Below are 25,765 nucleotides of genomic sequence, written 5' to 3'. Positions count from 1 at the left end.
CAATATCGATCCTGCTGCTTGTGATCTTAAGCGCTAAAGCACAGGAAAATGAAGATTCCGTAATTTATGAGTTGAAACCCATTACTGTTTCAGAGGCATACATGGCTGATGATTCTGCTCCCATTCCATACCAAAATTTAAACATGAATGCTCTGGAGGTAAGAAATACCGGTCAGGAACCATCCTTTTTGCTTAGTGAAACTCCTTCCATGACGGTTTATTCCGATGCTGGGAGTTACCAGGGCTATTCGTACATCCGGTTAAGGGGCATAGACCAGACGCGTATCAATATGACACTGGATGGAGTGCCTTTAAATGAACCTGAGGATCAGGGGGTATATTTTTCAAACTATCCTGATTTTCTTAATTCAGTGAGCAAGGTTCAAATCCAAAGGGGTGTTGGCACCACTAAAAACGGTATTGCCAGCTTTGCAGGTAGCCTGCAGTTTAATTCTCCACGTTTGTTTGATGATTCTTCGAGTACGTCGTTCGGGCTTGGCTATGGTTCTTTTCAATCTTATCGGGCTTACGCAGAGCATAAAAGCCGAAAGCGCAATAAGTCTCTTTATCTGAGAGGTTCGTGGCTCAATTCGGATGGGTATAAGCACAGGTCTGCAAACTCTTCAAAGTCAGTATTTTATGGAGCAGGCATTTACAATAAAAAGAACAAGTTTAAGCTTATAGGTTTTGCCGGCAACCAGCAAAATGAGCTGGCCTGGCTGGGTGTATCGCAAAGTAAAATTGACGAAGACCCGAGAGCCAATGCCAATACCCAGGAAAACGATGAGTTTACCCAATCACTCACCCAACTACAACATGAATATTTGCTGAACGACAGGATGACTATCAGTTCCAGCATCTACTACAACTACCTGGAGGGCAATTACGATTTTGATCTCAATAACTATTTGGGTATGCCTTCAACTTCTGAAATGCTCAACTATGCATTCCAGTCACACTTCATCGGTGGGTTTTCGAACGTCAATTTTAAAACCAACAAGGTTGAATGGACGGCGGGCATTCATTTGAATACCTACTCCAGGGAACACATTGGCAGTGATAATACCGCCGGCAGGTTATACAAAAACACGGGCTATAAGCCGGAACAGAGTGCTTTTGCTAAAATGTCATACGCCTTGTGGGATGAGCTTACGCTGTTTGCAGATATTCAATACCGCCATACCAGCTTTGACTATGAAGGTAGTGTACCCTTCGACAAAATGGACTGGAGTTTTGTAAACCCAAAGGGCGGTGTTACCTATCGCCCTCAGGAAAATATGGACATCTACTTTAGCGTGGGCAAAACCGGCCGGGAGCCAACCCGAAATGACTTGTTTGGTGGCTGGGATGATCTTCAGGCTGACGATTCCGGCGCCCCATTGCTTTCTATTTCAGATCCCGAATATGTGGTGGACTATGAACTGGGAATAAGGATAAACAGGAAAGATGCATCTCTTGCCATCAACCTATACCACATGGATTTTGATAATGAAATTGTACTCAACGGCCAGTTTGGTCCCAATGGACTGGTATTGAACAGCAATGTAGACAAAAGCACCCGGCAGGGTATAGAAGCCAACTTTGTCTGTAATGCGGTAAGGACCCTGACTTTTGAAACCAATCTTTCACTGAACAGAAGTGAGATTGAGCAGCAATCAGAGAATTTTGATCCTATTCTTACTCCCGCGGTAATCATTAATCAGGATGTATCTTATACCAGGAAACATTTTGAAACGGGAATTGGGCTGAGATACCAAAGCAGCTCATACATCGATTTTGCTAATGAAAATGAGATTGACGACTACCTGCTGGTCAACTGGCGGGCATCTTATAAATTCAAAAGGGTAACGTTATCAGCGTTTATCAATAACGTGACTGATATTATTTACTACAATAACGGATATGTTGATTTTGATGGCACCAATAAATATTTTGTACAGGCACCGCGTAATTATTACGGTATGATCACTTATTCGTTTTGATGGATTTTTTTGATATCAACAACATCGCCTTTGAGGTTCTGGGCTATCCTTTGAGCTATATCGAACTTGCAGGCACGCTATTCGGCTTTATCTCTGTAGTGCTGGCGGCCAAACCGAGTGTTTTGACCTGGCCTACCGGTATAGTGAATGAAGCTGCATTTTTCATTCTTTTCTACCAGGTACAGTTGTATTCTGATATGTACCTCCAGGTTTTCTTCTTTGGGGTTACGGTATATGGCTGGTACTATTGGAGGAAACAGGACAACGAGGCTAGTGTAAAAAAATTAACGAACAGATGGCGATTGATATATCTAACAGTGCTTATGGCAGGAACTGTCCTAAGCGGGCTGCTTATGACACAGATACACCTGCTGTTTCCGCTGGTTTTCTCTAAGCCTGCCTCCTACCCTTTTGCTGATGCATTTACCACTACGGCAAGCATACTTGCCACCATACTTCTTTCCAGAAAACGCATCGAGACCTGGGTTTTGTGGATATTGGTGGACATGGTTTCTGTTACGCTTTACATTTTAAAAGGTATTCACCTGGTAGCTATCGAATATGTTGTCTTTCTGATCATTTGTATGATCGGCTATTTTAACTGGAGGTCGAAATTATGAAACGTGGCTTTACATTTGGCAAATACCTGCCCTTCCATACCGGGCATGAGGCCCTGATCAACTTTGCCCTCGATCACTGCGACGAACTCATTGTACTGGTCTGTGCCAGCAGCGCCGAATCCATTCCCGTAGAGGTAAGGTCTGGCTGGATTTCCCAAACCTATAAGGACAATCCGCGAATTCAGGTGATTGATTTCAGTTACGAAGAATCCGTTCTCCCCAACACCTCGGTTTCATCCGAAGACGTATCTGCACTATGGGCCAGGAAATTTGAGGAATTACTACCCAAAGTAGACATACTATTTACATCTGAGCCCTACGGAGATTTTGTATCGGCATTTATGGGTATTCGGTCAATAATATTCGATAAGGCAAGGAAACAATGGCCTGTTTCTGCTTCCATGATCCGGGAGGCTGTATATGAAAACTGGCATTTTCTTCCGGATGCCGTAAAGCCTTATTATCAAAGAAAAGTGGTACTGCTAGGCACTGAATCTACAGGAAAGAGTACAATGGCCAAATACATCTGCGAAGCCTTCAATGCAACCCTGGTAAGCGAAGCAGGCAGGGATATCATACCTGATTCCAATGACTTCACTTTAGACCAGCTAAGGCTTATTGCCGGCACGCATGCCCGATTAGCCACGGAAGCCACCAAACTATTGAAACCACTCACTGTACTTGATACAGACATTCACATTACCCAGTCCTACGCAAAATTCAAATTCGGTGAATTCCTGGCTATAAGTGATGACATCTATGCCACAAACAAAGCTGATCTGTACTTATACCTGGGCGCCGACACTCCCTACTTGCAGGACGGTACGCGCCTGGCCAAGCATGAAAGGGATGCCTTAGATCACTCCCACCGCCTTACTTTAGATGAATTTGGTATTGACTATATCGATATCAATGGAAGTTACGCCGAGCGCCAGCGCCAGGTCTGTGACTTAATTACCAATATGCTTCCTTAGATCCATTAAAGCACATAAATCGATTTTAACATGAATTATTCCAGATAAATATTTATTTTACCATGAATTACGACTCATGGTTCATTTGCAGGTAAAGGTTAACACTTGTCATTAACTTAAACATTCAGTTGTGAAAAGATATCTATTCATTATTGTACTGGCAGTCTTAGCCGGATGCGCAGGTACAAAAGTCACAGAATACACAGGTACGCCAAGGCTGCTGGCAAACTCTACGATCCTGTTTTTGCCAACGCACGGTATATCCGATTATAAATCACAAGATCTTTGCGGAATAGCCAGGAGGTTATTAAAAGACAATAGTCAGGTACTTTACCTTCCTGAAGAAGAATACAACCTGACCAGGGCAGGCATGGGTAAGGAAGAAATAACAAAGGCTACTATGCTGGACACAGGCAGGTTGGCCCTGATATGTAAAAAGTTACAGATAAGATATATTATAGGCACTGAAATTAGCAGTCTAAGGGGCGGCGGCTCTTATGGGGTTTATTCGGAGGCTGAGCTTGACCCTTACAACAGCACGTATAATATGGATAACGAATCGAATAGCGCGAGTCTGCTGTTCTCTATTTATGACGCACAATCAGGTTCGGTAGATTCACGATTTGCTGTTAAGACAACTATTAACCCCCTACACATACATGATGATGGTGGAGGTGAGTCAAGAGTCAACTTAACTGATCAAATGACTGCACTGACCACTGCGTATGAAAAAGGCATAAAACTGATCAGAAAGGAAATGGTTTCGGTAAAATAAATAGCTACAAGAGTCCCCCTGCAGGTTCTACACGGTCAGTTTAAACCCGATCACCAGTACGTCATCAGTTTGCTTATGATCACCTTTCCAGGCAGCAAATGCCTCTTCCAGTTTCTGCTTCTGCTCATCCATCGGTAATTGGTATATCTCTTCGATTAATGTTTTAAACCGTTTGCTCATAAACTTCATATTGTCGGGGCCACCAAACTGATCCACAAAGCCATCGGAATACAGATAGAAGTACATATCCCCTTCCAGGTCTATGGTATGCTGGGTAAAACTTGCAGGCACTTTTCTGATACCTCCGATCGGGTGTTTATCACCCCTGATCTGGAAAACTTCTCCTTCTTTAATATAGATCAGGTGGTTTTTTGCCCCGGAAAAGTGAAGCTGGTCACGGTCGGGATCGATAACGCACAAAGCCATATCCATACCGTCTTTATTGCCGGTTTCTTCCTGTTTCAGTGCCGTAAATACCTTACGGTGCAATTCGTGAAGGATTTTATCGGGTTCATCTACATATGTATTTACAATGCTGTCGAGGGCATTTGAGCCAATCATCGACATAAAAGCACCCGGTACACCATGGCCTGTACAGTCTACTGCGGCTACGGCTATTTTCTCATTGTAAAGCTCATTGATCCAGTAAAAATCACCACTCACTACGTTTCTGGGTTTAAAAAGCACAAAAGACTGTGGCAGAAGCTCTTCAAACTTTTCTTTGCTGGGCAACATCGCCTGCTGAATACGTAAGCCATAATTGATACTGCTTTCAATATCCAGTTGTTTTTTATGGATCTCTTCGCTGGCCTTCATCTTGTCTTTATAGCCCTTATAAACTACAACACCCAGAAGCCCCACTAAAATCAACCCAATAATCAGCGAATTACGTACCAGTTTATTGTTTTCCAGTTCCGCTTCCTTTGCCTTCAACGATACATCTGTTAGTTCCTTCTCCACATTAAGCAGGTCAATTTTAAGCTGCTGCTCCCTGCTGATCTCTGCAATCTCTTTGAGTGAATCTGATACCCTTTCAAGCACCTGTCCTTTACTTTGAAGCTCTCCCTTAAGCGAATCAGATACTTTCTCAAGTACCTTGCCTTTATACTGTAGCTCCTCTTTCACCGTGCTGATCTGCTCTTCCATGGCATTCAGCTCTGTTTTTCTCTCCAGGTCCCTGTTGATCAGTGCTATGCTATTTTCATATTCTGCCGCCTTGGCTTCATTGCCCATGGCTTTATGATTTTTGCTGAGCAGCGCATAGCACTCTTTTTGAAGGTCCAAATGGTTTATTTTAAGGGCGATGCTCAGAGCATCCTCCAGGACATTGACAGACCTTTTGTTTCTCCCTTTCCGGAAATAGCTTTTACCAATGTATAACCCGCTGCGCACCGCTGCTTCCTGATCGTTACCTGACTTTGCATATTCGAGGCTTTTTTCAAAACTTTTTATGGCATCGTTGTATTCGCTTGAATTAAACTGTACCAATCCAAGGCTATACCAGCCATGTCGGGCTCGGTCTTTTAGTTTATGATCTTCCGACAGGTCTATACCTTTAGCGAACAGATCCATTGACTTTTGTGTATTGCCACTGCTCCACGCATCAGAACCCATTTTAAAATATAGGTCAACTGCCAGGGCATAATCTTTATTCTTCAAAGCAGTTTCCACCTCCTGGTTTGTCTGGGCGACAAGTAGGTTAGCACACAAAAATAATGGGGTCAACAGGCAAAAAAATAAAAGATTTCTAAGCATACAGGTTTTATAGAACAAGTGATACATGCAAGCTTCTAAAATAGAAAAAAATAGAAGCACTTCCTATGAGCTAATATTTAAATGTGGGAGATGGTGCTAGGATAGGTTCAATAGACATTTATGAAAAAGAACCTCACTTAACCAAATAAAATTTATCCGGGAATAGTGGGGGAAGAATGAACATGGACTATGTGAAACCAAATATCCAAACCTAAGCTCCAGATCAAAAAGATGTATCAATGCTCATTCACAAAGTATTGCTTTATAAGAATTTCCAAATTAATTTAGTTTCTATTTTGATTTTTCCGCTAAAACATATAATAAAATAGCACATAACCCGTTTGTAAAAGTCTCCTTGGAGAAATAACGCAAGTAAAACTTTGAGTTTAGTTACAATAATTAAATACGCTATGAAAAGAACTTTTATATTATTCCTTATCATTTTTATTTTGCCGTTTATCTGTCTGGGAATTAATCCTGACAGGGAGTACATATTAAAGCCTGATGCTATCGGACTGGATTATAAGGAAATGATTATCAATGCCGGAAACGCAACACTTAAAGCCTGGATTATTGATCCCAAGACCGATACACAAAAAAACACGACAATAATATTGGCATATCCAGACGCAGGGAATATGTCATACTTCACTTACCATGCATCTATATTTGCTTCCCACGGTTACCGGGTGGTAACTTTTGACTATCGTGGTTTTGGAGAAAGTTCAGATTTTGAAGTAGAGCGCATGAATTTATACCATGACGAATTTATCGAAGACTTAACTTCTGTGGTTGACAAAGTCTCACAAACTTATAAAACCGATAGAATAGGCATTTGGGGACTTTCCATGGGAGCGGTTGTTGCAGTTCAGGCATATGAGCAGACAAAAGACCATGTAGACTTTATGATCCTCGAAGGACTTGTTACGGATATAAAAGTTCATGCCTCAAGGCTAAAACAGGCGAAAGATGTTGAGATTAACCTTCCTACGGATTTCCAGTCATACCCGCAACGCCTTAGGACCATTGACATCCCTGTTATTGTATTTGCAGGTACAGAAGATACTCTTACAACTACTCAAGATGCCATTGCTTTAAGTGAGGAAATGAAAAATATGGAGGTGATTACCTATGAAGGGGGACATTTAAGAGGCTTTCAAGCATGGGAGCCACAGGATTTCGGTCAGGGATATTTAGCCAGGGTTACGGAGTTTACTCAGAGTTTCTAGTCTTTCACGTTAAAATTTAAAAGAAGAGCGTCACTCCAAACTAATATTTCATATAAACAGGCTTTTAAGCTCAAAACTTCCCTCTTCCGACATGGACCGATATGCAGAGGGGATTTAGGCCAATGCCAGACTATAGACTTTTGCCGGACACAGAATGCTTAAAGGCGGGCTATTACCACAGCCTGTGCTACAAAACTGTAAAGCTTTACCAAACTTTGAAAGTTTAGTAAAGCTGCGATTTATCCATATAAGCTCCCCTCGCTCAATTCACCGTTTACCGGATAACTTAACCCAGTATTGTAAGAAACTCCGGTCTCCGGTCTTTCCGACTTCAAACTTAAGTTCGCAAGATACTGCTTGTTTACTCAGCTACCGATTACTGAACACCAAAGCCTACTCCCTCACAACCACTGCCCCCTCCCTGGCTACCGCTACGGAAAAATACAGGATGCTTACTCCTGAAAGTAAAAGAACAGCAATAGTCGTCCAGTTTTGATAATTGGAGACACCGGAATCGTGCAAGACATAGATCAGGCTGATGGCGGTAGCCAGTATGCGAATGACTTCCAGTGGTTTGGCCCATGTTTTTGATTCGAGGATAGCTCCCCAACTGACGATCATCATAAAAATACTTGCCGAGAGAATTACGCGATGCCAGTATTCGAATGGCAACTGTAGGTTAATGGTAAGGTATAGCACTACCAGCCCAAGCCCTATCTGGGCAATGAGGTACTCTTTAGACTTCTGCATTGGGGTACTGACATATTTAACCTGCTCAGACCGGCTGTAGCCAATGCGGCCTCCTTTAAAGTAAGGTTCAAGATCTCTCGGTCGCCAGCCAATAGGCATGAACCAGATCCTGATCTTGTCCCAGAAATATTTGGTGGCTTTGGCATCTCTCCAGAGCTGGCTCCAAAACTGGAAATTAATATGTATAGGGTCCCAGGTCCTGGGCGGGTGGGTTACACCATAGCAGACTTCTTCTACTTCTTCTTCGTATGATCCGAATATTTTGTCCCAGATGATCAGAAACTCAGAGAAGTTTTTATCAATATACTGGGGATTGACACCATGATGAACCCGATGGTGTGACGGCGTGACAAAATACTTCTCCCACCAGCCCATTTTATTGATAACAGCCGTGTGGTGCCAGTATGCCAGTAGCAAGTGTACCGCTGCCATGGAATATACAGCCTCCGGGCTAAAGCCTATTACAACCAATATCCAGTCAAAGAAAAGGAACTGGAACAAGCGCTGTGTAAAGCTTGCCCTAATGCCTACCGACAGGTTCATCTCTTCTGAAGAATGATGAGGCATGTGAGCAGCCCAGAAAACATTCATGGTATGCCCTAAGCGGTGAAACCAGTAAAAAACGAAGTCCTGAAGTAAAAGCAGCAATATGAGCGTATACCAGGTGGCAGGTATTCGTAGGGGTGTCAGCTCATAAAGCCAGCCATAGAATTTGTATACAAAAAAGGCTACCGCCAGGTTTACACATTGATTTCCGATGCCCGTGCCGAGGTTGGTGACGGTATCCTGAAAGGGGTATTTACCATTCTTTACCCGGGCACAATAGATGATCTCAGCAACAAGGAGTATCACCACAATGGGGGTGATAAAAGCATAAACATTCATAAAATAACAGCGATTTGGTTTTCTGTTAAATTTATAACTCCGGCTACGGTATAGTCAATCTCAAAATAGCCTTTGTGGTGAATTAAACCTGTTTTGTGGTGAATTTCCCCTAAGTCAGCAGGGCTTTGATACCGGTATAGTAGGTTTTGGACAGGGGAATTTCTTCATCCAACTTATCCAGTTTGAGAAATGCTTTCTTTTGATTGCCCTCCACTGCCACCAGGTATAACGGATTGATGAGATAACTCCTGTGACACTTGAGCAAGTCCGGGAGCTGCTCTTCTACCTGCGAAAGGGTACTTCTGAGTAAAGTTTCCTTGAGAACTTCACTTGCTGCAATATATTTTATGATCACATAGTTATCCGATGATCTTGCATACAGGATTTTACGCCAGTCCATTTCCAACACATCAGACTTTACATTTCCTTTAATCACCACCTGATATTGTTCGGGGAGTTCGTAAAGGCTGCCGTAGTAATGTCTCAGCCAGCCTATAACGGGCAAAAACAGAATAGCAAACGGCAATGTTACCCTGCCTGTAAAAGAGAGCAAGCTGCTCCAATAGTAGGTTTGCCCCTTAATCACCACCAGGTCGTACCAGTAGACCCCAAGGGCTGACAATAGAAAAAATAAAATGTACATCAGGGATTCGTCACGCAGCGTCCAGTGCTTCAGGAAGTGAAATATAAGTGCCTCTGAAACTAACACTATTGAGTACGCGAGCAAAACACAAAGGCTGTAGCCTAATATCAGCATTTTGGGGCTTTCGCCGGTCTTAAATGGTTCAAGGAACAACAGCACAAATGATATACCCATAAAAACCAGAAGGCTGATCCATAGCTTGGTTTTCCATGGTTTTACAAAGCGATACGATTTTCTTAGTGTGTAAATGTTTCTTGCCCGACCCAATGTTAGTGCCATATTAACTTACTGCCAGAAAAATGAAGTGTTAAGATAAAAAATCTTTATCAAACATTACTTTAGGTTGTCCTATGCCAACCCTTTAGAGAAAGGAATGATCATTAGAATCGCATATATGGTAATTCATAAATTCAGATCAGAAAGATGTACAAAGCAGAGGTTGATCTCAGCTTTCGCGATCACTTCAATTGAGCCCATTGGGACCGGTAAAGTTCTATTTTAGGATCCGCGGTTATTTCTGCCGCAGCTACAGCCTTCTCATAGTTGCTCCTGGCCAGCCTCCTGTTGCCCTTGCTTAGGTAAGCAGTGCCCAGACCGCTATACATCTGAGCCATAAAATTATCATCAGGATATCTCGTGATGCCTTCATTAAAATACCGGATAGCATTTTCGAAGTCTTTATGTTTAAGATAGTACTGCCCAAAGCGGTTTTGCCAGTAAGCAGAAGCATACCTTCTGGTAGACAGCACATCAGAAAACTCACTCATGAGCAATTGAAATGTCTCAAAGTCGTCACGATACCAGGCCAGCCAGATTAGGCTGTTTTTGGTATTATCATCTATAGATTCCGGCACACCAAACCTCTCTCCTCTCTGTTTAAAGTAACCCTTTACAGCCGGAACACCTCCGTATTCATGAAAAGCTTTCACGCTACTGAATATCAGCGAGCCATAGTTATGATAGTAGTATTTAAGTCCCTGATACATAGAGGTATATGGCATTGATTCGTGTATTTCGTCATTAAATAATCGATATTCCCAAACCAAATTGGGTAAATTACCCTTCTTCAGCTTTGCAGCAGCATCCTCAGAACTGTCAATATTATAGATGTCCTTGACTGAATTTGCTATGAAAAGGTATTTTTCAGTAGCTGAGTTGTTTTGTTTGGCAAATTCATCCATCATTTCCTGTGAAATATGAGCTCCATTGGAGGCAATGGCGGCATCAAACATTTGATCACGGTCTAATAGAAGCTGGCAGACCAGGGCTCCGCAACTTTCCCATCCGAAGAGCAGCCGTTCGTCCTGAGTGCGAAAGTTACTATCTACAAACGGTACTACTTCCTGTTTGATGAATTGCTGAAAGTCATCCCATTGATTTGAAAAAATGCTATCCCTTTCAGGTCTTGGCATATCTACACCTACAATGATCATCTCGGGAAGCAGCTCCTCTCCTCTCAAGGTTTTCTGAATGGCAACACCCGCAAAAAAATACCAATGCCCATCCATAATATAAAGTGTCGGATAGTGTTTGTTCTCATTAGTGCCATAATCAGGAGGCAGATATACAAACAAGTTCCTCTCAGTATTGAGTATCTCTGAGTTTAAGGTGTATTGCTCTCCTGCGGTAAGTGAATTTTGGGATCGGGCTTTGACAACAAGGCTTATGATCAAAAAGGCCGTAAGGATGTATTTATTCATTATTTCGGAGGTTTATGCCCTTAATATATCCTTCCAGAATGAAAAGGGCTATTGTCTTTTGATCATTAACAAATGTTTAACAAGTGAGCACAGGCCTGATCTGGAATAATTAAACTTTGAAGTTAAATACAAAAGCACTAATTTCTGGAGTTGTAAAGAGCCATTACATTTTGATCCACAAAATGCTTGGTATCGGGGTTCGCAGGGGCCAGAATTTCAGGGAGAAAAGAATAATTCAGGTGATTAATGCCATTTCTCTGATCATAGCACCCATACTTATGGTTTTGAGTGTGGTCAATTTCATTATTGGTGAGGCGCTTAATGCAGGTATTCTCCTGGTGTTCGCCTTTATCTATTTTTCTACGTTGTACTGGAATGCCCGCCGCTACTACTTTATTTCAAAGCTTATAATGGCTTACCTGATTACATTTAACCCTTTCATTCACCTCGTAGTTAACGGATATACACCGCCGGGACAGTATCTCAGTTACATGACGGTAACGATAATACTGGTGGTTGTTACTACCTTTTTATTTAGTGGTAAATCGGATCGCAGGGCTTATTACATCACACTGGTCTACTATTTCCTGTGGATATGCTTTATAGATAAGATCATCTATGCACTCTCCGATCCCAAGCCACAAATTGATTTTATTGTTGAAAATTACTATTTCTATAAAGGCCCCATCATTGCCGGGCTCTTTCTGGTGACATTGATGATCAATATATTCATCAATATTATGACCCGCTATGAAGAAGAACTATCCAATAAAAACAAGGAACTGGAAAAGCGTGTGAGGGAACGCACTCAGAAGCTGTCTGAGACTTATGATCGCATCATTAACCTGGGCTTTATGACATCGCATGAGATCAGGGGGCCGCTGGCCAGTATTTTAGGGATTACCCGGCTGTTTCTCACCAACAGAAATGTTCATGGCCTGGAAGATGAGATCAACAAACTGCATGAAAAATCACAGGAAATGGACAAGGTAATCCATGACCCGTGAGCTGGAGGACTCGCCGGATTCAAAGGAGTTGTATTAGCGTAATGTCCAATGCCGCGGAATCCTATTCGAGAGACATCCACGGTTAGTCTTTAGTTATGAGATATGGGTATTGAGTGAGTTGTTGTAAGTTTTAAAGCTTAACTTAGGTTAAAATACATCACTTTTTATTTTCTAGTAGGGTTGTTCTTTGGCTTCTGCCTCTGTTACGTATGTCCGAGTAGAGTCTCTCGAAGAGGACTCTACGCAATCCGGGGCAGGAAAGCACTTTTTAGCAGATAGGTCTAATTAGAAAAGAGGCGCTACTGGCAGCCATGGACACTGAGTAATCTTTGGTTTCTGCCTCTGTTCGGGGGGATTCTGGATATTTTCTCCGCTACTCTGCGAAAATTCCAGAATGACGTGGAGAGGGATTGTTTGGCTTTCTTGATTATTCAATGCATTAAAAACATTCTAATGGTCTTCCTGAAATTTTTAACCTTGCGCTCTAAAGTATACGACCAGGTGATAGGGAAATATTCAAGATACACCCACAAAAAAGGCTGTCCCGGAATTTTTCTGCCGGGACAACCCACTTCATGCCTCTTGCCACTTTTACAACTTCATTATATTATCAAATAAGTTTTCATCACTTCGTGTGCCGTAGGGATCAATAGCTACGTGGGTTGGGGCCTGATCAACGATGATGCTGAAATGAAGGTTATCATCACGCACTATATGCGACTTCAGATACAGTATCGATTGCTCCTGAGCCACTTCCTTCGGATGTTTGGAAAAGGCCCCGATCATTATCGGTTCATCAATAGAAACCGGCTCGCTTTCTCCATTTTTTAATGTATTGAAGCGGTAGGCAGCAATCTCTATATCCACTTTATATTTGCCATTTTTAAGGGCTGTGACCGCAGTATTTTTCACTGACAGGTTATAGGTGATCACACGTTTGAACCAGTCGTCGATAAGCCGGTGGTATTGTGCTGGGGTAACCCTGTAAAACTCGTCAATCAGCTCCGAAGAAGTTACGAGCAGTTCGTTTTTGTCACGATAGCGGTCCGTTAAGGTACGCAGCACCTGGTTAACCTTCCTTTCCCCTATCAAATCACGCATGGCCATCATTACTGTAAAGTGCTTGCCATAGGCCAGGTAGTGCTCTCCATCTTCCATGTAAATGGGAGGTTCTGGCTCTGATGCAAAGGCATGCCCTCTGAAATAGGTATGATTGGCCGTTTCTGCTATCTGCCACGTGGCGCCTTTGCCATACATTTTTTCCATGACCACGGCTTCGGTGTACTTGGCAAAACCTTCTACAAAAAGAGAGCCTCCTTTCGCTATTTTAGGGGTGAGTATCATGCCCCACCATTGATGTGCCACCTCATGTATCGTCCTTTTACTTACCAGGTCAAAACCTTCCGCATCACGTATATCCACCAGGTAGAGCCTGTCTTCTACCATGCTGATCGTCCCTGGCTGGGCCATTCCGGCAAACGAGCGAAGCCCGGGGACCTCGGCTATGCGAACGTGGTCAAACGGATAATCTCCAAAATGTTTTTCGCAATACTTCAGCGTTTCAATTGCACTTTCGTCCACTTTATCGAGATTATATTCATGGCCATGGTGGTAATACTGCTCTATGGCAATGTCTTTATAGCGTGTTTGTCGCGTCTCATAGTCTGCCGAGAAATAGGCCACATAGGGCAGGATATTAAAGGACGTTTTGTAATGATAGTAGGTTCTATCCCCTTCTGCCCATTGCCGGATAAGGTCACCAATGGAGATGGCTGTTTGACCACTGGTGGTGGAGACAATAGTTTCAAATGAGGACTTGCCAACTTTAACATCATTTTGCAGCAAATGGCTTTCCCCATCATGCTCAGGCGTTTTTTCTGGGAGTCCACGCTTTCTCCTTTCAAAGGCATCGGCTATCTCCATGCCGGCCCTGTAGCCCAGTATAGGCTCATAATCCCGGAAGCTGATGTAGGTACCGTTGCCAGCTATAGCATGATCCGGTTCATAGGCTGTTGACCCTCTTTCCAGATCAAAAGTCATGGCCACTTCTTCTCCAGGCTGAATAGCTGGATCAAATTCAAACAGATATGCCCCATATGTAGTATCATGGACTTTCAACCGGCCATTACCGACAGTCAGGGAAGATAGCGGGATCCTTTCATTGATAAAAACCTGCCTTACGGGCTTTTCATTGCTGTTTTTAAGCACATGCCGTCCATGAATGGTGTACCTGTTCTCTTCGGGGTACAGGTCAACTTCGGTGTAGAAGTGGGCAAGTGTTAACCTGTCCAGACTGTCATAAACCTTGTACTGTTTTTCATACCGCGCCATTCTGTTCATATTTTCAATAGAGCTGATATATTCGCCTTTGATGTTGGTATTATAGTAGATCACTGATCCCGAAGTGATGAAGGCGGTTAGAAGTAAGGGGAGCGCTAAATGCTGTTTATTTGTCCAGCCTCGAAATAAGTGGACAGGCTTAGGTTTTATACCAGATATAGCACCGCGCTGCATAAGCCTGAATGCCAACAGGGCCAATATGGCTCCCAGTGACAGCCAGTAAATACTGTAGTGATGAAATGCTGTAGCCACTACTGAAAATCCGAACATTTCTGTATAGCCCGGCACAGGCATTATCCCTAGCCTGAGCATGGGGTGTTCGATGCCTATATAATTTGAAAAGGTACCCAACATGAGGATCAAAACGCCGGAAAGCCCCATGCCCAGGTACTTATTGGGTATTATACTTTGAATGAATAATGCAAACAGGCTGTAAAACAACAAGCCGGTACCCTGGTAGTAAAACATGGACAGGTATAAACGCCACTCGAAATGATAATAACCGGTGTAGCCCTGAAACAATACAGCTATCAATATGCCTGAAACTATTAAAATGCAAGGTAAAGCTACCAGAGATACGAGGTTAGACAGGAAAAAAACTGTGTTGGGTACAGGTGTAGCATCAATAACACCTTCGAATTTGTAATCCCTGTTTCGCCACACGATCTCCCCGCTATAGAAAACAATAAGTATCAGAGCCAGCATGCCCAATGGCTTGGACAGCAGTTGGGTCAACTGACCGGTGGTAGCGTACAGGCTGTCGTGGTAGTCGCCTCCTTCTACAATTCTGAAGTAGATCTCAGAAAATGCCACTACCGCCCATACCAGCATAACACCTATGAAGGGCAGGCTCTTGAATACTCCTTTCAAATTGCTGAGCGTTAAATGCCAAAAGGATTTCGAGGAGAAAGAGGCGCTGAAATTAACCAGGACCGGCCTGTATGGTTGGGTAGTAACCGGCCCGGACTGCACGGGTCTCTTTTTCTCTGTCCTGCCGGCCGGTTTGCGGAATGAAAAAGCGCGATATGTGATGGCCAGGCATAAGGTGGCTACACCTACCCATAAAAGTCTGTTCCAAAGCAGAAATCCACTGAAAGAAAGCATCTCAGTATTTTTTTGGTAAGCTGTCCAAAACTGCGTCTGCTCAAAAAAGGCTGCCAGGCCGAAAGGGTCTGCCAGTGAGGCCATCATCAGCCCTTCGGGGGTGGCAGGCACGGATGAGGCCATAAGGGGCGAATTGAGCACTATGGAGCAGATGATATAGAGCATGTAAATAAAAATACCGCTGGCGTACGTTGCCACATTGTTTTTGGTGAGCAGCGCCACGGCGTACACCAGGGCAACACAGATAAAAATATTGGGCACCACAAATACTGACCACGTCTGCAGGTAGTTGAAAAAGTTAAACGGCATTACCCGCGAAGGGTCGAGTGCGGGAGAAAAGGTGCCCGCAACGTGGCCAACAAAGAATGTAGTAAAGGTTACTAAACTAAAAATGTATACTCCGGCCAGCCTGCTTAAAAAGTACTGCCATTTAGTAACAGGGGTGCTGTATAAAATCCGCTCCATACCATATTTTCTGTCCCTAATTACTCCGCTTATGGCGAAAAACATAGCGATGAACACTCCACCCAAGGTCATAAGGCCGGTATAAAAGTGAAGCTGATAACCGGAGTTAAAATTAACGTTGGCCGGTGCATGGTTCATGCTGCCGATCAGTAAACCATAGGCAAGAAACACCAGTGACAACAGAAAAAGTGAGCGCTGTTTACGCTGGTACAGGTTTTCAAATTTCAGAAGATCAATTATCATATCTTATTGATTTACAAATGATTTATTCTCGATGGTTGAAGTGAAATAGACATCTTCGAGTCCTGCCTGAGCAAGCTCAAAGCCGGTATCGGGCATGTCTGCAGACTTTACCCTTACCTGGGTTTTCCCAGATACCAATCTCGTTGATATTACATGAAGTCGTTCTTTGATTTCAGGCAACTGTTCCCTGTCCATACCCCGGGTCCATACCTGCCCCTGTAACTCTGCGACCAGAGCAGCGGGCTCACCCGTTTTGATGATACGCCCCTGATCCATAATGGCCATTTTGGAGCATAGGCCATGTACGTCTTCCACTATGTGGGTGGAGAGTATTACAATTACCTGCTCTCCTATCTCGCTGAGTAAATTGAGAAAGCGGTTGCGCTCTTCTGGGTCAAGGCCGGCGGTGGGTTCGTCTACAATGATGATCTTTGGCGCACCTAACAGGGCTTGGGCTATACCGAACCGCTGGCGCATACCTCCTGAGAAAGTGTGCACGGATTTTTTACGGTGTGCATACAGGTTGGTTTGTTGCAAAAGGCTTTCTATTTGCTGTTTCCGATCCACTTTGTTTGTTATTCCTTTCAGTACGGCTATGTGGTCCAGCAGCTTTTCTGCCGATACTTTGGGGTACACACCAAACTCCTGTGGCAGGTAGCCGAGGCACCTCCTTATTTCCATGGGTTTTAGAAGGATGTCGTGCCCGTTGAAGGTAACAGAGCCTCCATCCTGCTGCTGTAAAGTAGCTATCGTGCGCATCAGCGAGGATTTGCCTGCCCCGTTGGCACCCAATAAGCCGAACATGCCATTAGTGATAGTCAGCGTAACGCCGTCAAGCGCTTTAACGCCGTTGGGGTATATTTTTGTGAGGTTTTCAATTTTGAGAATATTCATGGGTATACATTTGATGATCAATGAATTTTCACCGAATGTATCCCTCAGGATTGACCCTTGCTAAAAAGAATGATCATCACATAGTTTCCTGACACATACATATTTATTATTGGCACCAATATCCATTCAGCCTGAAAACGATATGGTTCATATTAAAAATGCCCCGGTTTGTCATCCTTATTAGGTTGTTGGCATATACCTTCTAATTTTGGGATATGGTTAGATGGCTAAATAAGTATAGAGGCTTTATCATAGGCCTGGTAGTTACCTGCATACTGATTGCGATGCTGGCTGCCATTGATTTTATCAGGATTGACCAAAGTGAAGTAGCCGAAAACCTGATACTATTCACTTTCTGGTGGCTTATCATCTCATTACCTTTCCACTTTTCCGGATATTTAAAGAAGAAAAAGAAGACCGTTCTGGGTTTTGTCGGGCTCGTCTCTATTCTGATCCTTACCCTGTGGCTCGACAGTTATTTAAATATTCCTGACAATCCGGTCTCTATATTTTTAATTATCACTTTCTGGATGGGCCTGCTATATTTGCTCAGCCCTTCTTTTTTTCTCAAATACAAGGTATATATTCTTACCCTCTATATTCTGCTCTTTAGTTACTGGACGTATGTAAGGTTGTTTTCTGACAGCTTTGAGCACTATGAGAAATTTGAAAAAGGGTTTGCGCTGACATTGCTGGTAGTCCCAATCCCGTTTTTTCTGGCACTCTGGGTGTATGAGCAATGGAAATGGCTGAAATCGCTACAGGCAGATAAAACAGCGGCTGAGCTGGCTTTACTCAAGTCGCAGGTAAATCCTCACTTCTTTTTTAATACCTTAAACAACCTTTATTCCCTGACTGTAAGGCACTCCGATGAGGCACCAAAAGTGATCCTGAAACTTTCTGATATGATGAGATACACCATCTATGAGGGCAAAAAAAGCTTTGTACCAGTAAGCGAAGAGATAGAATACCTGAATAATTATATCGAATTGCATAAGATCAGGTACTATAAAACCGTCGACATCAGCTTCCATCATCAAACAGGTGAAGGTGAAACGGTTGCCCCGCTCCTTTTTATTATCCTGCTTGAAAACGCCTTCAAACATGGTGTGGAGTCGCTGGCCGACGGGGCTTACATCAATATGCGCCTGACCAGCGAAGACGGGGCTTTACACTTCATTATTGAAAACAATTTTGACCCTGCTCATAAAAGTGATGTGCCGGGCATTGGTTTGGAAAATTTAAAACGTAGATTGGACTTGATCTATCCTGACAACCATAACCTTGACATAACCCGGCAGGAAAACATCTTTAAAGTAGAACTAAGCATAGGCACCCCATGATCTCATACATCATCGTTGATGACGAACCTCTGGCTCATGAGCTAATAGAAGAGTTTTGCAGCATGCTCCCACACCTGGAGCTGAAAAAGCACTGCTACAATGCCATGGAAGCTATGCAGTACCTAAACAGCGCCTCTGCTGACCTGATGTTTCTTGACCTCAATATGCCGAAGCTAAAGGGGTTTGATTTCCTGAGAACATTGCCCAACCCTCCAAAGGTAATAGTAACTACTGCCTATAAGGAGTTTGCCCTGGAAGGTTATGAGCTTAATGTAGTGGATTACCTGTTAAAGCCGTTTAGCTTTGAAAGGCTGGTGCAGGCCGTAAATAAGGCCGTAGGTACTGTACCGCCCGCCCCCGCTCCTACCAAAAGCAAAGAGGCCGCCGCTTCCCCATCCAGCTTTTTTGTGAAAGGAGATAAAAAATACCATCAGGTTTTCACTGATGACCTGCTATACATTGAAGCTTATGGCAACTATACTAAGCTTCACCTGACTGAAAGTATGATCATCAACCATGAAAATATCTCGCACTTTGAGTCCCTGCTACCCGAAGGCAGGTTTCTCCGTGTACACAAATCATTCATTGTAGCACTGGACAAGATACAGACTATAGAAGGTAACAGGATCAAAATAGGCAGACATGAAGTGCCCATTGGCCAGACTTACAGGAGTGTGGTGGGCAAGGTGATCGGGTATCGGTGAGGGGGTATGGTAATCAGTGGTTGGTAAGCCGGTAAACGATTTTTGTTCAATTCATTATTTATAGTTCACTGCTTATCAATTTAAAGTAACACTATAATCCCTCAAGGGATGGCTAATGCGTAGCAATATTCAGAATACCGATTCATTACCCCGTTTATTGTTTACTTTTTATCGATTGCTGCTTACTGTTTTACTTCCCGCAAGCAAACGCAGAAACTTTGTCAATTGACAATTATTCTTTAGCTTTCGCCTTCTTTTTCAAAAGCATTCGACATGAGCATTATAAGAATAATACTTGCTATCATACTTCCGCCGCTGGGCGTATTTTTTACCGTTGGTATTCGCGGTGCTTTTTGGCTCAATATCCTGCTGACTATTCTGGGCTTCATTCCGGGAATTGTACACGCCATCTGGGTGATAGCCAAACATGATGATTAATTACAGTTCATGGTTCATAATTCATAGTTTACAGTTCATGTTCCGATTAACAGTTTGAACTTTCCTGAATAGAGTTGAGCAGTTTAAACTAAAACTTTATCTACTGTTCACTACTTATCCCCTATAATGCCTCCAATGTTATTAGGTAAGGTCACATTATAAATACCTGCTTGTTTTGTCCCTACAGGACAATCTGATCTAAATGGCTATTGCTACAAATATTTTTTATCCCTACGGGATTCTCGTGGCAAAAGGGATGCGTAATTACTTCCCAGTAGAGTCACTCGCAAAGGACTCTACAACATTCGAAGGCACAATCTTTAATTATGGCGGGAGAACATTATCGGAGAGGCAATGCTCAGAAAGGTAGCAACCTCTGTTTTAAGCCTATTACTCTCAGCCGGTGTTACCGAACAGTAAAGCTTTATTAAACTTTCAAAGTTTAGTAAAGCCCCAATTTAGCTCTATAAGCTGTCACTAAATTTATCAACTAAAAAGTGCGTATTGGCCGTGTCCCCCAAGGAGATAGTAGTCTCATAGAAATATTCAACATTCCAATTCTCCAACTCACTACCGACCACTTCCGACCCGGTCACCGTTCACTTTATCACCGATTACTTTACTTTCATAACGAGAAGGCTCCACGAAGATGTGACTTCCAGGATTAGAGTTGATCGTTTGCCGAATCCCAATTCCCTACCCGCCTGCTTTCTCCAGGACTTCACAAAAAATCCTATTGGCTGTACTAACCAGCTTATTGTTATCGCTAAGTACTTTGGCTAAAGAGTAGATGCCTTTACCACGGCTAATAACAGTCAGGGTGTATCCATCCTGCTTAACAGCTATCTCGGCCGAACAGCCCGGGTGGAGTTGATAAGTTTCGTGAGTGTAAAAGCCGAGATTGCCCTGAGATATACTTTTGCGAATATGATCGTAGACCAAATCGAAATTAGCGCCAGAAAAACAGTCGTTTACAGTCATAGGTTGAGTATTATATACTTTTGAATGGCCAAAGCAGACAGAAGAAAACATAAATAATAAGCAGATAACTTTCATTTCCACATCTCAAGACTAAAAACTAACTACTCATGACTAACCCATAGCGTAGACTAAAAACGGACTCCAATCGTGGTTATTCAGAAACAGATAGAAAGGCGTTTTCATATTCTTCTTCACCATATTTTCAGATGCTTCCAGCTTTTGCATGGCCAGGTGTACGATCTCATATAGCCGCAAAGTGTACAGGTTTTCGAGCAGGTCCGGCGCTTCGTCACCTTCCAGCTCTACATGGTTATCTCCTTCCTCGCAAAGCACATTGTATAACGGACCATAGACCAGGTTAACATCAATATAGCCACAATCCCCGCAAAGTACGCCACTAAGTTCAGAGCCCACTTCAAAATCCTCCCGGGCTTCATGCGTATCACTCCCTACGGGCAGGTGGCTGGCATCGGGTGCAGGTTCGCAGCTCTCACCAAAGTACCCCAGAGCCTCAGGGAAGCTACGGCCATCGTAGTACCATTCAAAGCCCATGTACTGTACTTCCCCATACTCTTCAAACGAAAAATTAGGAAGTAGTTCTTTTGCCATCAGTGACACCAACTCATCCACATTTTGACCGTGGAATTGCTCCAACACAGGCTTCAGCTCCTCTGGCAATTCCGTAGCTTCTATTATTTCCAGTGTCTTTTGTTTTCTCGCCTTTATCTCCGCTAATATCCTTTCGTTTGTAATCATAGGTTTTTGAAGAATTTAAAATTACTCACAAACTTTGTTAAAATAAGAGAGCAGTACATCACCATTTATAGTGATTTTGTCCTTTACCAATTATTAGTGAGGCTTATGTGCATCACCAATTATATATTTGCCAGCTTTAGAACCTTATGAAAAGAACAAATTATAAATGAAGACAAAATTTTTAACCCCGTCCTTCTATACTGACATTGAGCCTGTTACAGACAACTTTGAAAACAGCGAATTCAAAGCCATCATGGCTAAAGTTGATTGGGAAAAGGAAGCCGAAAAGTGCTATAACGATCTGGTATCATTTTTTAAGCAGGTAGATAAACAAAGGTTTGACCGGCATAAAATAGAAAGTATAGGCGTGGTTGATATCTGCTGGAATGAGTATGGCGGCAATATAGAGGTAGACTTTATGCCTGACAATGACCTTGACATTGCTTTTGACGAAGGCTGCATCATGAACGACTCAGCAATAGACAATGACGGATTTTTTGAGCAATATTTTAGCATCAGCGGCGATGTCAGCTTCGAAGTCATAGACAGAGACTATTCCGGAGTGATTATGCATTTCTACAAGATGATCGAGCAAATTATAGGCTCAGTAGCTAAAACCGAGGAATTCAGAAGCCTGCCTCTCAAAAAGCCTTTTTATGTTACCTTCAGCTTTTTTCATGATGATGAAAGGGATGTAATTTTTAAAGGGTGAGGATATTGGATCAAGGCGGGGTTTCCGGATCTTTAACGGTTTTAATGCGTAATAAAGGATCATATGGATAGTCAGAATTTCTATTTTTTAGAGGGGGAAGGTGTTCATCCCATTGCACAAATTGAAAGTCCTGATATTGGTCTTTCTCCATACCCCTGGACAAACGGCAGAAAAATCGACATTAAAATTGAAGAGCCGATTGTGTATGATATGGATATGTCAGATTTGGATAACAGTGAAGAAGACCTGGAGGATATGGACCTTAGGGGTTACAAACCGAATGATTTCAATATTCCAACCTTGTGGACATACCTTCACCCTCCACTTATCAGCAAAAAACTTGCAGATGTAATCACTTCCTTTCCTAATGTGAAATTGGAGCTTTTTAAAGCCGAGGTGCATAACCCTATGAGCGGAACTGTACATAAAGACTACTATGCTTTTAATTTATTGCAAATTGCTGAGTTTGAAGTTGCCCGCGAACTTAAGAAAGATATCAGGCAGAGAAGCATTAGAATCCCTTCAATAGAGTATCCCATATTTTACCTCTACGATGATGGTCCATTGGTAGTTAATGAGTCCGTCAAAAATGCAATTATTAACGAAGGAATAGAAGGACTATACTTTGAATTGACATCACAATACTGAGAGAAACTGGACAGCAATACACTCGTGTGAGTTAATGAAGAGAAAAGTGTTGACAAAGATAGAAAAGCACAGTTTTTTACTATCATTGCGTTAAAATATTATTCTACACATCGATTTTCCATTGCAAGTGAAAAATATAATCTCGTCAACAATACTTCTTACGGTTCTTATTATGGCTTGTGATCCTGCACAGAATCAGGAAGGTACGGCAAGCACATTGACCACAATAGATAGCACAAAGGCAGAAGTTGCCCCTGCTGATACAGCGGCAGTTGAAGAGCCGTTAGAACCAGAGCCAGAACCGGTTTATTCATTTGTTTTACATGAAAACCAGCATGTAGCTTATATTAAAGAAGATAAGATATGGTTTTATGATTTGGAAACTCATGAAAAAGCGCTATTTCCTGAGCAGGAAGAAGTTTTCAACCTGGCATTTTCAAATGAGGATAGCGTGCTATATTATACTTTACAATCAGGCGAAGATAACTCTCTTGTGCTATATAAATACGATCTCCAAAATGGCGGCAAGAGAGAGCCGTTAACTAAATTTCAAAGCAACGGCCCCGACTACTTTATTACTGCCACCGATGAAGAAAGAGCACCATTAAAAATAGTAGGTGACACCTTATATCTTCCTTGTGACTATATCTGGGAAACTTTTTCATTTAATTCAGTATACAAATTCAATCTGATCACCCAGGAATTGGTGTTTGCAAGTGGTAATAATCCATTGTATCGCTTGGCATATGAAGAGGGTATGAATAACCAAAAGCAGTTTCAGAGCATTACGGAACGGTTAAAGAGTGTTACCATAGATAATGTACCTGAGTTGTTTTACTATGCTGATGGTGACTCTATGCAACTCACCCGCACGTCACACATGGAACGACCAGAAGAGTATACCGGGCATATCGACTATCAAATTTCTCCCGATAGCAGCAAAATTCTTTTTTCATTTATCTCTGGCTTTGGCGACATCTCTCACGGGCCTTATATGCTGGTAAATACCGATGGCACCAATCAAAAACTACTGGTTGAAGATGGTTTGAGAGCCGATTCTGAAAAACCCCTTTGGGTCAATAGCATTTCCGGCTACGCTTTTTTGAATGAGGAAAGAGATTTAAAGGTGAGCGCAGGTAAAGAAAATAAGCTTGTTGCAATAGATCAGGGCGTTAGTTATTTTGATGTTCAATAGAAGTTTCTTTCATTTCCTCCCAAACAAGCCTGATATACTTGGAAATGGAGAAGTCGCTCTTGTATTCTAGAGCTGACCAATACCCCATGAAATGAGAACGATGCTGCTTTGCTTATTATTGACCCTCAGTTTTAGTAATTCGATTTCCAGCGAAACACAGGATTACCGGAGGTATCATAAGCAAATAAATGAAGCAGAAAAGCTCATTAGTAACGAACAGTTTAAAGAGGCACTGAATATATATAATGATGTTTTCAACGCTTTCGATTTTGTGTTTTTAAAAGATTACAAAGTTGCAGCTCAGCTTGCCCTGTATTTAAACGAAAAAGAAAAAGCATTTGAGATCATCAAACAAGGCATCACTGCCGGTTGGGATTTAAAAAGCCTTAAAAGGAACAATTATTTATCTGATCTTCATAATGCCTCCGAATGGAAAGTCATAGTTGAAGAATATCCTAAGCTTAGACAGAAATATTTAAAAAGGATTGACGATAGCACCAGAAAGGAAGTGCATAAGATGTTTAAGGCGGATCAAAGGAAGGCATTGGGTGCATTGTTTAGGTTAGGAGATAAAGCACAGGAAAAGTATGCGCTCAAAAAGTTTGCCCCTCATAGTGAGGCTCAATTGACGAAGCTCATCCGAATTATGGAAGACCATGGTTATCCTGGCGAACAACTTATCGGTAATAGCTTTTGGGTATCGACCATTTTGAGCCATCACAATTCTATCACAACAGCGTATGTTAAAAATGACACCCTATATAACTTCATTAAACCCAAACTGAGTATAGCCCTTGAAAAAGGCCAGATTTCTCCTTACGAATTCGCTATAATAGACGATTGGCGCATAGCAGTAAGCTCTGATAGAACACAAGCCGGATATGGCTTTCTTAACCCACCATTAAGCTCAACCCTGACAGAAACCAACAAATTACGCCAAAGCATAGGCTTAAGGACCGTTGAACTAAGAAATAAATTAGTAGATGTGGAGAAAAAGACAGGCATGGACTTTTACTTACCAGACTGGGTTGATGGTAAGATTAAAATTAAACAAAAATAATGTTACCTGTGAACGTAGCTGTCCCTACATTTAATAGGTTATCTTCCTATACAGTCCTATTTTAGCACCCAACGGTAAGCCACTTACCCTGAGCATGGGCACTAACCTCAAAATTGATGACCGAAATACAATATCCTACAGCACAACATAGAATAACTGTTTCCAGAATTGAGAATTACTTCAGAAATCAGCAGCACGTGGATACTGTTCTTTTAGTAAACTCTTTGGCGAGGGAGAAAGGAACACACGACAGTGATATTGATATGGCCATATTGGTAAAGCCGGAAGTTGGCGGTCAAACCTTTTCACAAATTGAAAATGCGTGGCTGGACTTTCAGGCCACTGATAAGCTCTTAAACGATTATAAAAGCTCTGGCAGGTTTGCTCATATCCACCTCGATATTATAGATGGAAATTTTGAGCAAGAGGAATGGGAAGACGGCGTAGATGCCAATTTCTTTGAGGTAGAAATTGGTAACAGGCTACTCTATTCGAAGCCACTGTCCCGGGAAGGTGATCATTTCAAATCGCTTAAAGCTCAATGGTTGCCATATTACGATTC

At 42.4% G+C, this 25,765-nt stretch carries 22 protein-coding genes; 14 read left to right on the top strand and 8 right to left on the bottom strand.

Annotated features, from left to right (window positions below):
• The 4 genes from E1163_RS18290 to E1163_RS18275 form a co-directional block, all read left to right on the top strand.
• On the top strand, nucleotides 1–1,982 hold a 1,982-nt coding region (locus E1163_RS18290; protein ID WP_343033878.1), incomplete at its 5' end, for a TonB-dependent receptor.
• Nucleotides 1,982–2,602: a nicotinamide riboside transporter PnuC gene (pnuC, locus tag E1163_RS18285; protein ID WP_155173906.1), complete on the top strand. Its 621-nt coding sequence runs from the start codon at nucleotides 1,982–1,984 to the stop codon at nucleotides 2,600–2,602. The genes E1163_RS18290 and pnuC, both read left to right, overlap by 1 nt.
• Nucleotides 2,599–3,576, top strand: coding sequence for an AAA family ATPase (locus E1163_RS18280; protein WP_155173905.1), 978 nt, complete (start codon nucleotides 2,599–2,601; stop codon nucleotides 3,574–3,576). Before pnuC ends, E1163_RS18280 begins: the two co-directional genes overlap by 4 nt.
• A 130-nt stretch (nucleotides 3,577–3,706) precedes the next feature.
• On the top strand, nucleotides 3,707–4,351 hold the full coding sequence (locus E1163_RS18275; RefSeq protein ID WP_155173904.1) for a hypothetical protein: 645 nt from the start codon (nucleotides 3,707–3,709) through the stop codon (nucleotides 4,349–4,351).
• A 27-nt stretch (nucleotides 4,352–4,378) separates the two neighbouring features.
• Here E1163_RS18275 and E1163_RS18270 read toward each other — a convergent pair whose 3' ends face one another.
• Complete coding sequence (locus tag E1163_RS18270) at nucleotides 4,379–6,061, bottom strand: SpoIIE family protein phosphatase (RefSeq protein ID WP_185156135.1); 1,683 nt, start codon at nucleotides 6,059–6,061, stop codon at nucleotides 4,379–4,381.
• A gap of 455 nt (nucleotides 6,062–6,516) precedes the next feature.
• Here E1163_RS18270 and E1163_RS18265 point away from each other — a divergent pair, with 455 nt between their 5' ends.
• Entirely contained in the window at nucleotides 6,517–7,335 is an 819-nt protein-coding gene (locus E1163_RS18265; RefSeq protein ID WP_155173902.1) for an alpha/beta hydrolase family protein, read from the top strand.
• A gap of 393 nt (nucleotides 7,336–7,728) precedes the next feature.
• Here E1163_RS18265 and E1163_RS18260 read toward each other — a convergent pair whose 3' ends face one another.
• The 3 genes from E1163_RS18260 to E1163_RS18250 form a co-directional block, all read right to left on the bottom strand.
• Complete coding sequence (locus E1163_RS18260; RefSeq protein ID WP_155173901.1) at nucleotides 7,729–8,970, bottom strand: sterol desaturase family protein; 1,242 nt, start codon at nucleotides 8,968–8,970, stop codon at nucleotides 7,729–7,731.
• A 109-nt stretch (nucleotides 8,971–9,079) separates the two neighbouring features.
• Nucleotides 9,080–9,892: a LytTR family DNA-binding domain-containing protein gene (locus E1163_RS18255; RefSeq protein ID WP_155173900.1), complete on the bottom strand. Its 813-nt coding sequence runs from the start codon at nucleotides 9,890–9,892 to the stop codon at nucleotides 9,080–9,082.
• A gap of 179 nt (nucleotides 9,893–10,071) precedes the next feature.
• Complete coding sequence (locus E1163_RS18250; protein WP_155173899.1) at nucleotides 10,072–11,313, bottom strand: alpha/beta hydrolase-fold protein; 1,242 nt, start codon at nucleotides 11,311–11,313, stop codon at nucleotides 10,072–10,074.
• 116 nt (nucleotides 11,314–11,429) lie between these two features.
• Between E1163_RS18250 and E1163_RS18245 the strand changes: the two genes are divergently transcribed.
• Entirely contained in the window at nucleotides 11,430–12,320 is an 891-nt protein-coding gene (locus E1163_RS18245) for a hypothetical protein (protein ID WP_155173898.1), read from the top strand.
• A 591-nt stretch (nucleotides 12,321–12,911) separates the two neighbouring features.
• On the opposite strand, the gene E1163_RS18240 is transcribed toward E1163_RS18245, so the two are convergent.
• Nucleotides 12,912–16,472, bottom strand: coding sequence for an ABC transporter permease/M1 family aminopeptidase (locus tag E1163_RS18240; protein ID WP_155173897.1), 3,561 nt, complete (start codon nucleotides 16,470–16,472; stop codon nucleotides 12,912–12,914).
• Nucleotides 16,473–16,475: 3 nt separating this feature from the next.
• Nucleotides 16,476–17,366: an ABC transporter ATP-binding protein gene (locus E1163_RS18235; RefSeq protein ID WP_155173896.1), complete on the bottom strand. Its 891-nt coding sequence runs from the start codon at nucleotides 17,364–17,366 to the stop codon at nucleotides 16,476–16,478.
• Nucleotides 17,367–17,581: 215 nt separating this feature from the next.
• Between E1163_RS18235 and E1163_RS18230 the strand changes: the two genes are divergently transcribed.
• The 3 genes from E1163_RS18230 to E1163_RS18220 all read left to right on the top strand — a co-directional run bounded on the left by E1163_RS18230 (nucleotide 17,582) and on the right by E1163_RS18220 (nucleotide 19,851).
• Nucleotides 17,582–18,709, top strand: coding sequence for a sensor histidine kinase (locus E1163_RS18230; protein WP_155173895.1), 1,128 nt, complete (start codon nucleotides 17,582–17,584; stop codon nucleotides 18,707–18,709).
• Nucleotides 18,706–19,413: a LytR/AlgR family response regulator transcription factor gene (locus E1163_RS18225; protein WP_155173894.1), complete on the top strand. Its 708-nt coding sequence runs from the start codon at nucleotides 18,706–18,708 to the stop codon at nucleotides 19,411–19,413. Before E1163_RS18230 ends, E1163_RS18225 begins: the two co-directional genes overlap by 4 nt.
• A 273-nt stretch (nucleotides 19,414–19,686) precedes the next feature.
• Complete coding sequence (locus E1163_RS18220; protein WP_155173893.1) at nucleotides 19,687–19,851, top strand: YqaE/Pmp3 family membrane protein; 165 nt, start codon at nucleotides 19,687–19,689, stop codon at nucleotides 19,849–19,851.
• Nucleotides 19,852–20,547: 696 nt separating this feature from the next.
• Here E1163_RS18220 and E1163_RS18215 read toward each other — a convergent pair.
• Both E1163_RS18215 and E1163_RS18210 read right to left on the bottom strand, forming a co-directional pair.
• Nucleotides 20,548–20,832 (bottom strand): hypothetical protein, encoded by a 285-nt coding sequence (locus E1163_RS18215; protein WP_155173892.1) that lies wholly within the window; start codon nucleotides 20,830–20,832, stop codon nucleotides 20,548–20,550.
• 111 nt (nucleotides 20,833–20,943) lie between these two features.
• A complete protein-coding gene (locus E1163_RS18210; RefSeq protein ID WP_155173891.1) occupies nucleotides 20,944–21,588 on the bottom strand; it encodes a hypothetical protein in 645 nt (214 codons plus the stop codon).
• Between the two features lie 166 nt (nucleotides 21,589–21,754).
• Here E1163_RS18210 and E1163_RS18205 point away from each other — a divergent pair, with 166 nt between their 5' ends.
• The 5 genes from E1163_RS18205 to E1163_RS18185 all read left to right on the top strand — a co-directional run.
• Nucleotides 21,755–22,300 carry a hypothetical protein gene (locus E1163_RS18205; RefSeq protein ID WP_155173890.1) on the top strand — a complete coding sequence of 182 codons (546 nt, stop codon included), beginning with the start codon at nucleotides 21,755–21,757 and terminating at the stop codon, nucleotides 22,298–22,300.
• 63 nt (nucleotides 22,301–22,363) lie between these two features.
• Nucleotides 22,364–22,948, top strand: coding sequence for a hypothetical protein (locus tag E1163_RS18200; protein WP_155173889.1), 585 nt, complete (start codon nucleotides 22,364–22,366; stop codon nucleotides 22,946–22,948).
• A gap of 172 nt (nucleotides 22,949–23,120) precedes the next feature.
• A complete protein-coding gene (locus tag E1163_RS18195; protein WP_155173888.1) occupies nucleotides 23,121–24,143 on the top strand; it encodes a hypothetical protein in 1,023 nt (340 codons plus the stop codon).
• A 91-nt stretch (nucleotides 24,144–24,234) separates the two neighbouring features.
• Nucleotides 24,235–25,203 carry a hypothetical protein gene (locus tag E1163_RS18190; protein WP_155173887.1) on the top strand — a complete coding sequence of 323 codons (969 nt, stop codon included), beginning with the start codon at nucleotides 24,235–24,237 and terminating at the stop codon, nucleotides 25,201–25,203.
• A 116-nt stretch (nucleotides 25,204–25,319) separates the two neighbouring features.
• Nucleotides 25,320–25,765 (top strand): nucleotidyltransferase domain-containing protein (locus tag E1163_RS18185; RefSeq protein ID WP_155173886.1); only part of this gene is annotated, 446 nt, incomplete at its 3' end.

It is taken from the genome of Fulvivirga kasyanovii, assembly GCF_009711405.1.
Lineage (GTDB): Bacteria > Bacteroidota > Bacteroidia > Cytophagales > Cyclobacteriaceae > Fulvivirga > Fulvivirga kasyanovii.
This window is presented reverse-complemented; position numbering and strand designations above follow the sequence as displayed.

What these genes read in the sequence shown, in the direction of transcription:
- pnuC (WP_155173906.1), top strand. Translation starts at nt 1,982, where the DNA reads ATGGATTTTTTTGATATCAACAACATCGCCTTTGAGGTTCTGGGCTAT.
- E1163_RS18280 (WP_155173905.1), top strand. Translation starts at nt 2,599, where the DNA reads ATGAAACGTGGCTTTACATTTGGCAAATACCTGCCCTTCCATACCGGG.
- E1163_RS18265 (WP_155173902.1), top strand. Translation starts at nt 6,517, where the DNA reads ATGAAAAGAACTTTTATATTATTCCTTATCATTTTTATTTTGCCGTTT.
- E1163_RS18260 (WP_155173901.1), bottom strand. Translation starts at nt 8,970, where the DNA reads ATGAATGTTTATGCTTTTATCACCCCCATTGTGGTGATACTCCTTGTT.
- E1163_RS18255 (WP_155173900.1), bottom strand. Translation starts at nt 9,892, where the DNA reads ATGGCACTAACATTGGGTCGGGCAAGAAACATTTACACACTAAGAAAA.
- E1163_RS18250 (WP_155173899.1), bottom strand. Translation starts at nt 11,313, where the DNA reads ATGAATAAATACATCCTTACGGCCTTTTTGATCATAAGCCTTGTTGTC.
- E1163_RS18240 (WP_155173897.1), bottom strand. Translation starts at nt 16,472, where the DNA reads ATGATAATTGATCTTCTGAAATTTGAAAACCTGTACCAGCGTAAACAG.
- E1163_RS18235 (WP_155173896.1), bottom strand. Translation starts at nt 17,366, where the DNA reads ATGAATATTCTCAAAATTGAAAACCTCACAAAAATATACCCCAACGGC.
- E1163_RS18230 (WP_155173895.1), top strand. Translation starts at nt 17,582, where the DNA reads ATGGTTAGATGGCTAAATAAGTATAGAGGCTTTATCATAGGCCTGGTA.
- E1163_RS18225 (WP_155173894.1), top strand. Translation starts at nt 18,706, where the DNA reads ATGATCTCATACATCATCGTTGATGACGAACCTCTGGCTCATGAGCTA.
- E1163_RS18220 (WP_155173893.1), top strand. Translation starts at nt 19,687, where the DNA reads ATGAGCATTATAAGAATAATACTTGCTATCATACTTCCGCCGCTGGGC.
- E1163_RS18215 (WP_155173892.1), bottom strand. Translation starts at nt 20,832, where the DNA reads ATGACTGTAAACGACTGTTTTTCTGGCGCTAATTTCGATTTGGTCTAC.
- E1163_RS18210 (WP_155173891.1), bottom strand. Translation starts at nt 21,588, where the DNA reads ATGATTACAAACGAAAGGATATTAGCGGAGATAAAGGCGAGAAAACAA.
- E1163_RS18205 (WP_155173890.1), top strand. Translation starts at nt 21,755, where the DNA reads ATGAAGACAAAATTTTTAACCCCGTCCTTCTATACTGACATTGAGCCT.
- E1163_RS18200 (WP_155173889.1), top strand. Translation starts at nt 22,364, where the DNA reads ATGGATAGTCAGAATTTCTATTTTTTAGAGGGGGAAGGTGTTCATCCC.
- E1163_RS18195 (WP_155173888.1), top strand. Translation starts at nt 23,121, where the DNA reads ATGGCTTGTGATCCTGCACAGAATCAGGAAGGTACGGCAAGCACATTG.
- E1163_RS18190 (WP_155173887.1), top strand. Translation starts at nt 24,235, where the DNA reads ATGAGAACGATGCTGCTTTGCTTATTATTGACCCTCAGTTTTAGTAAT.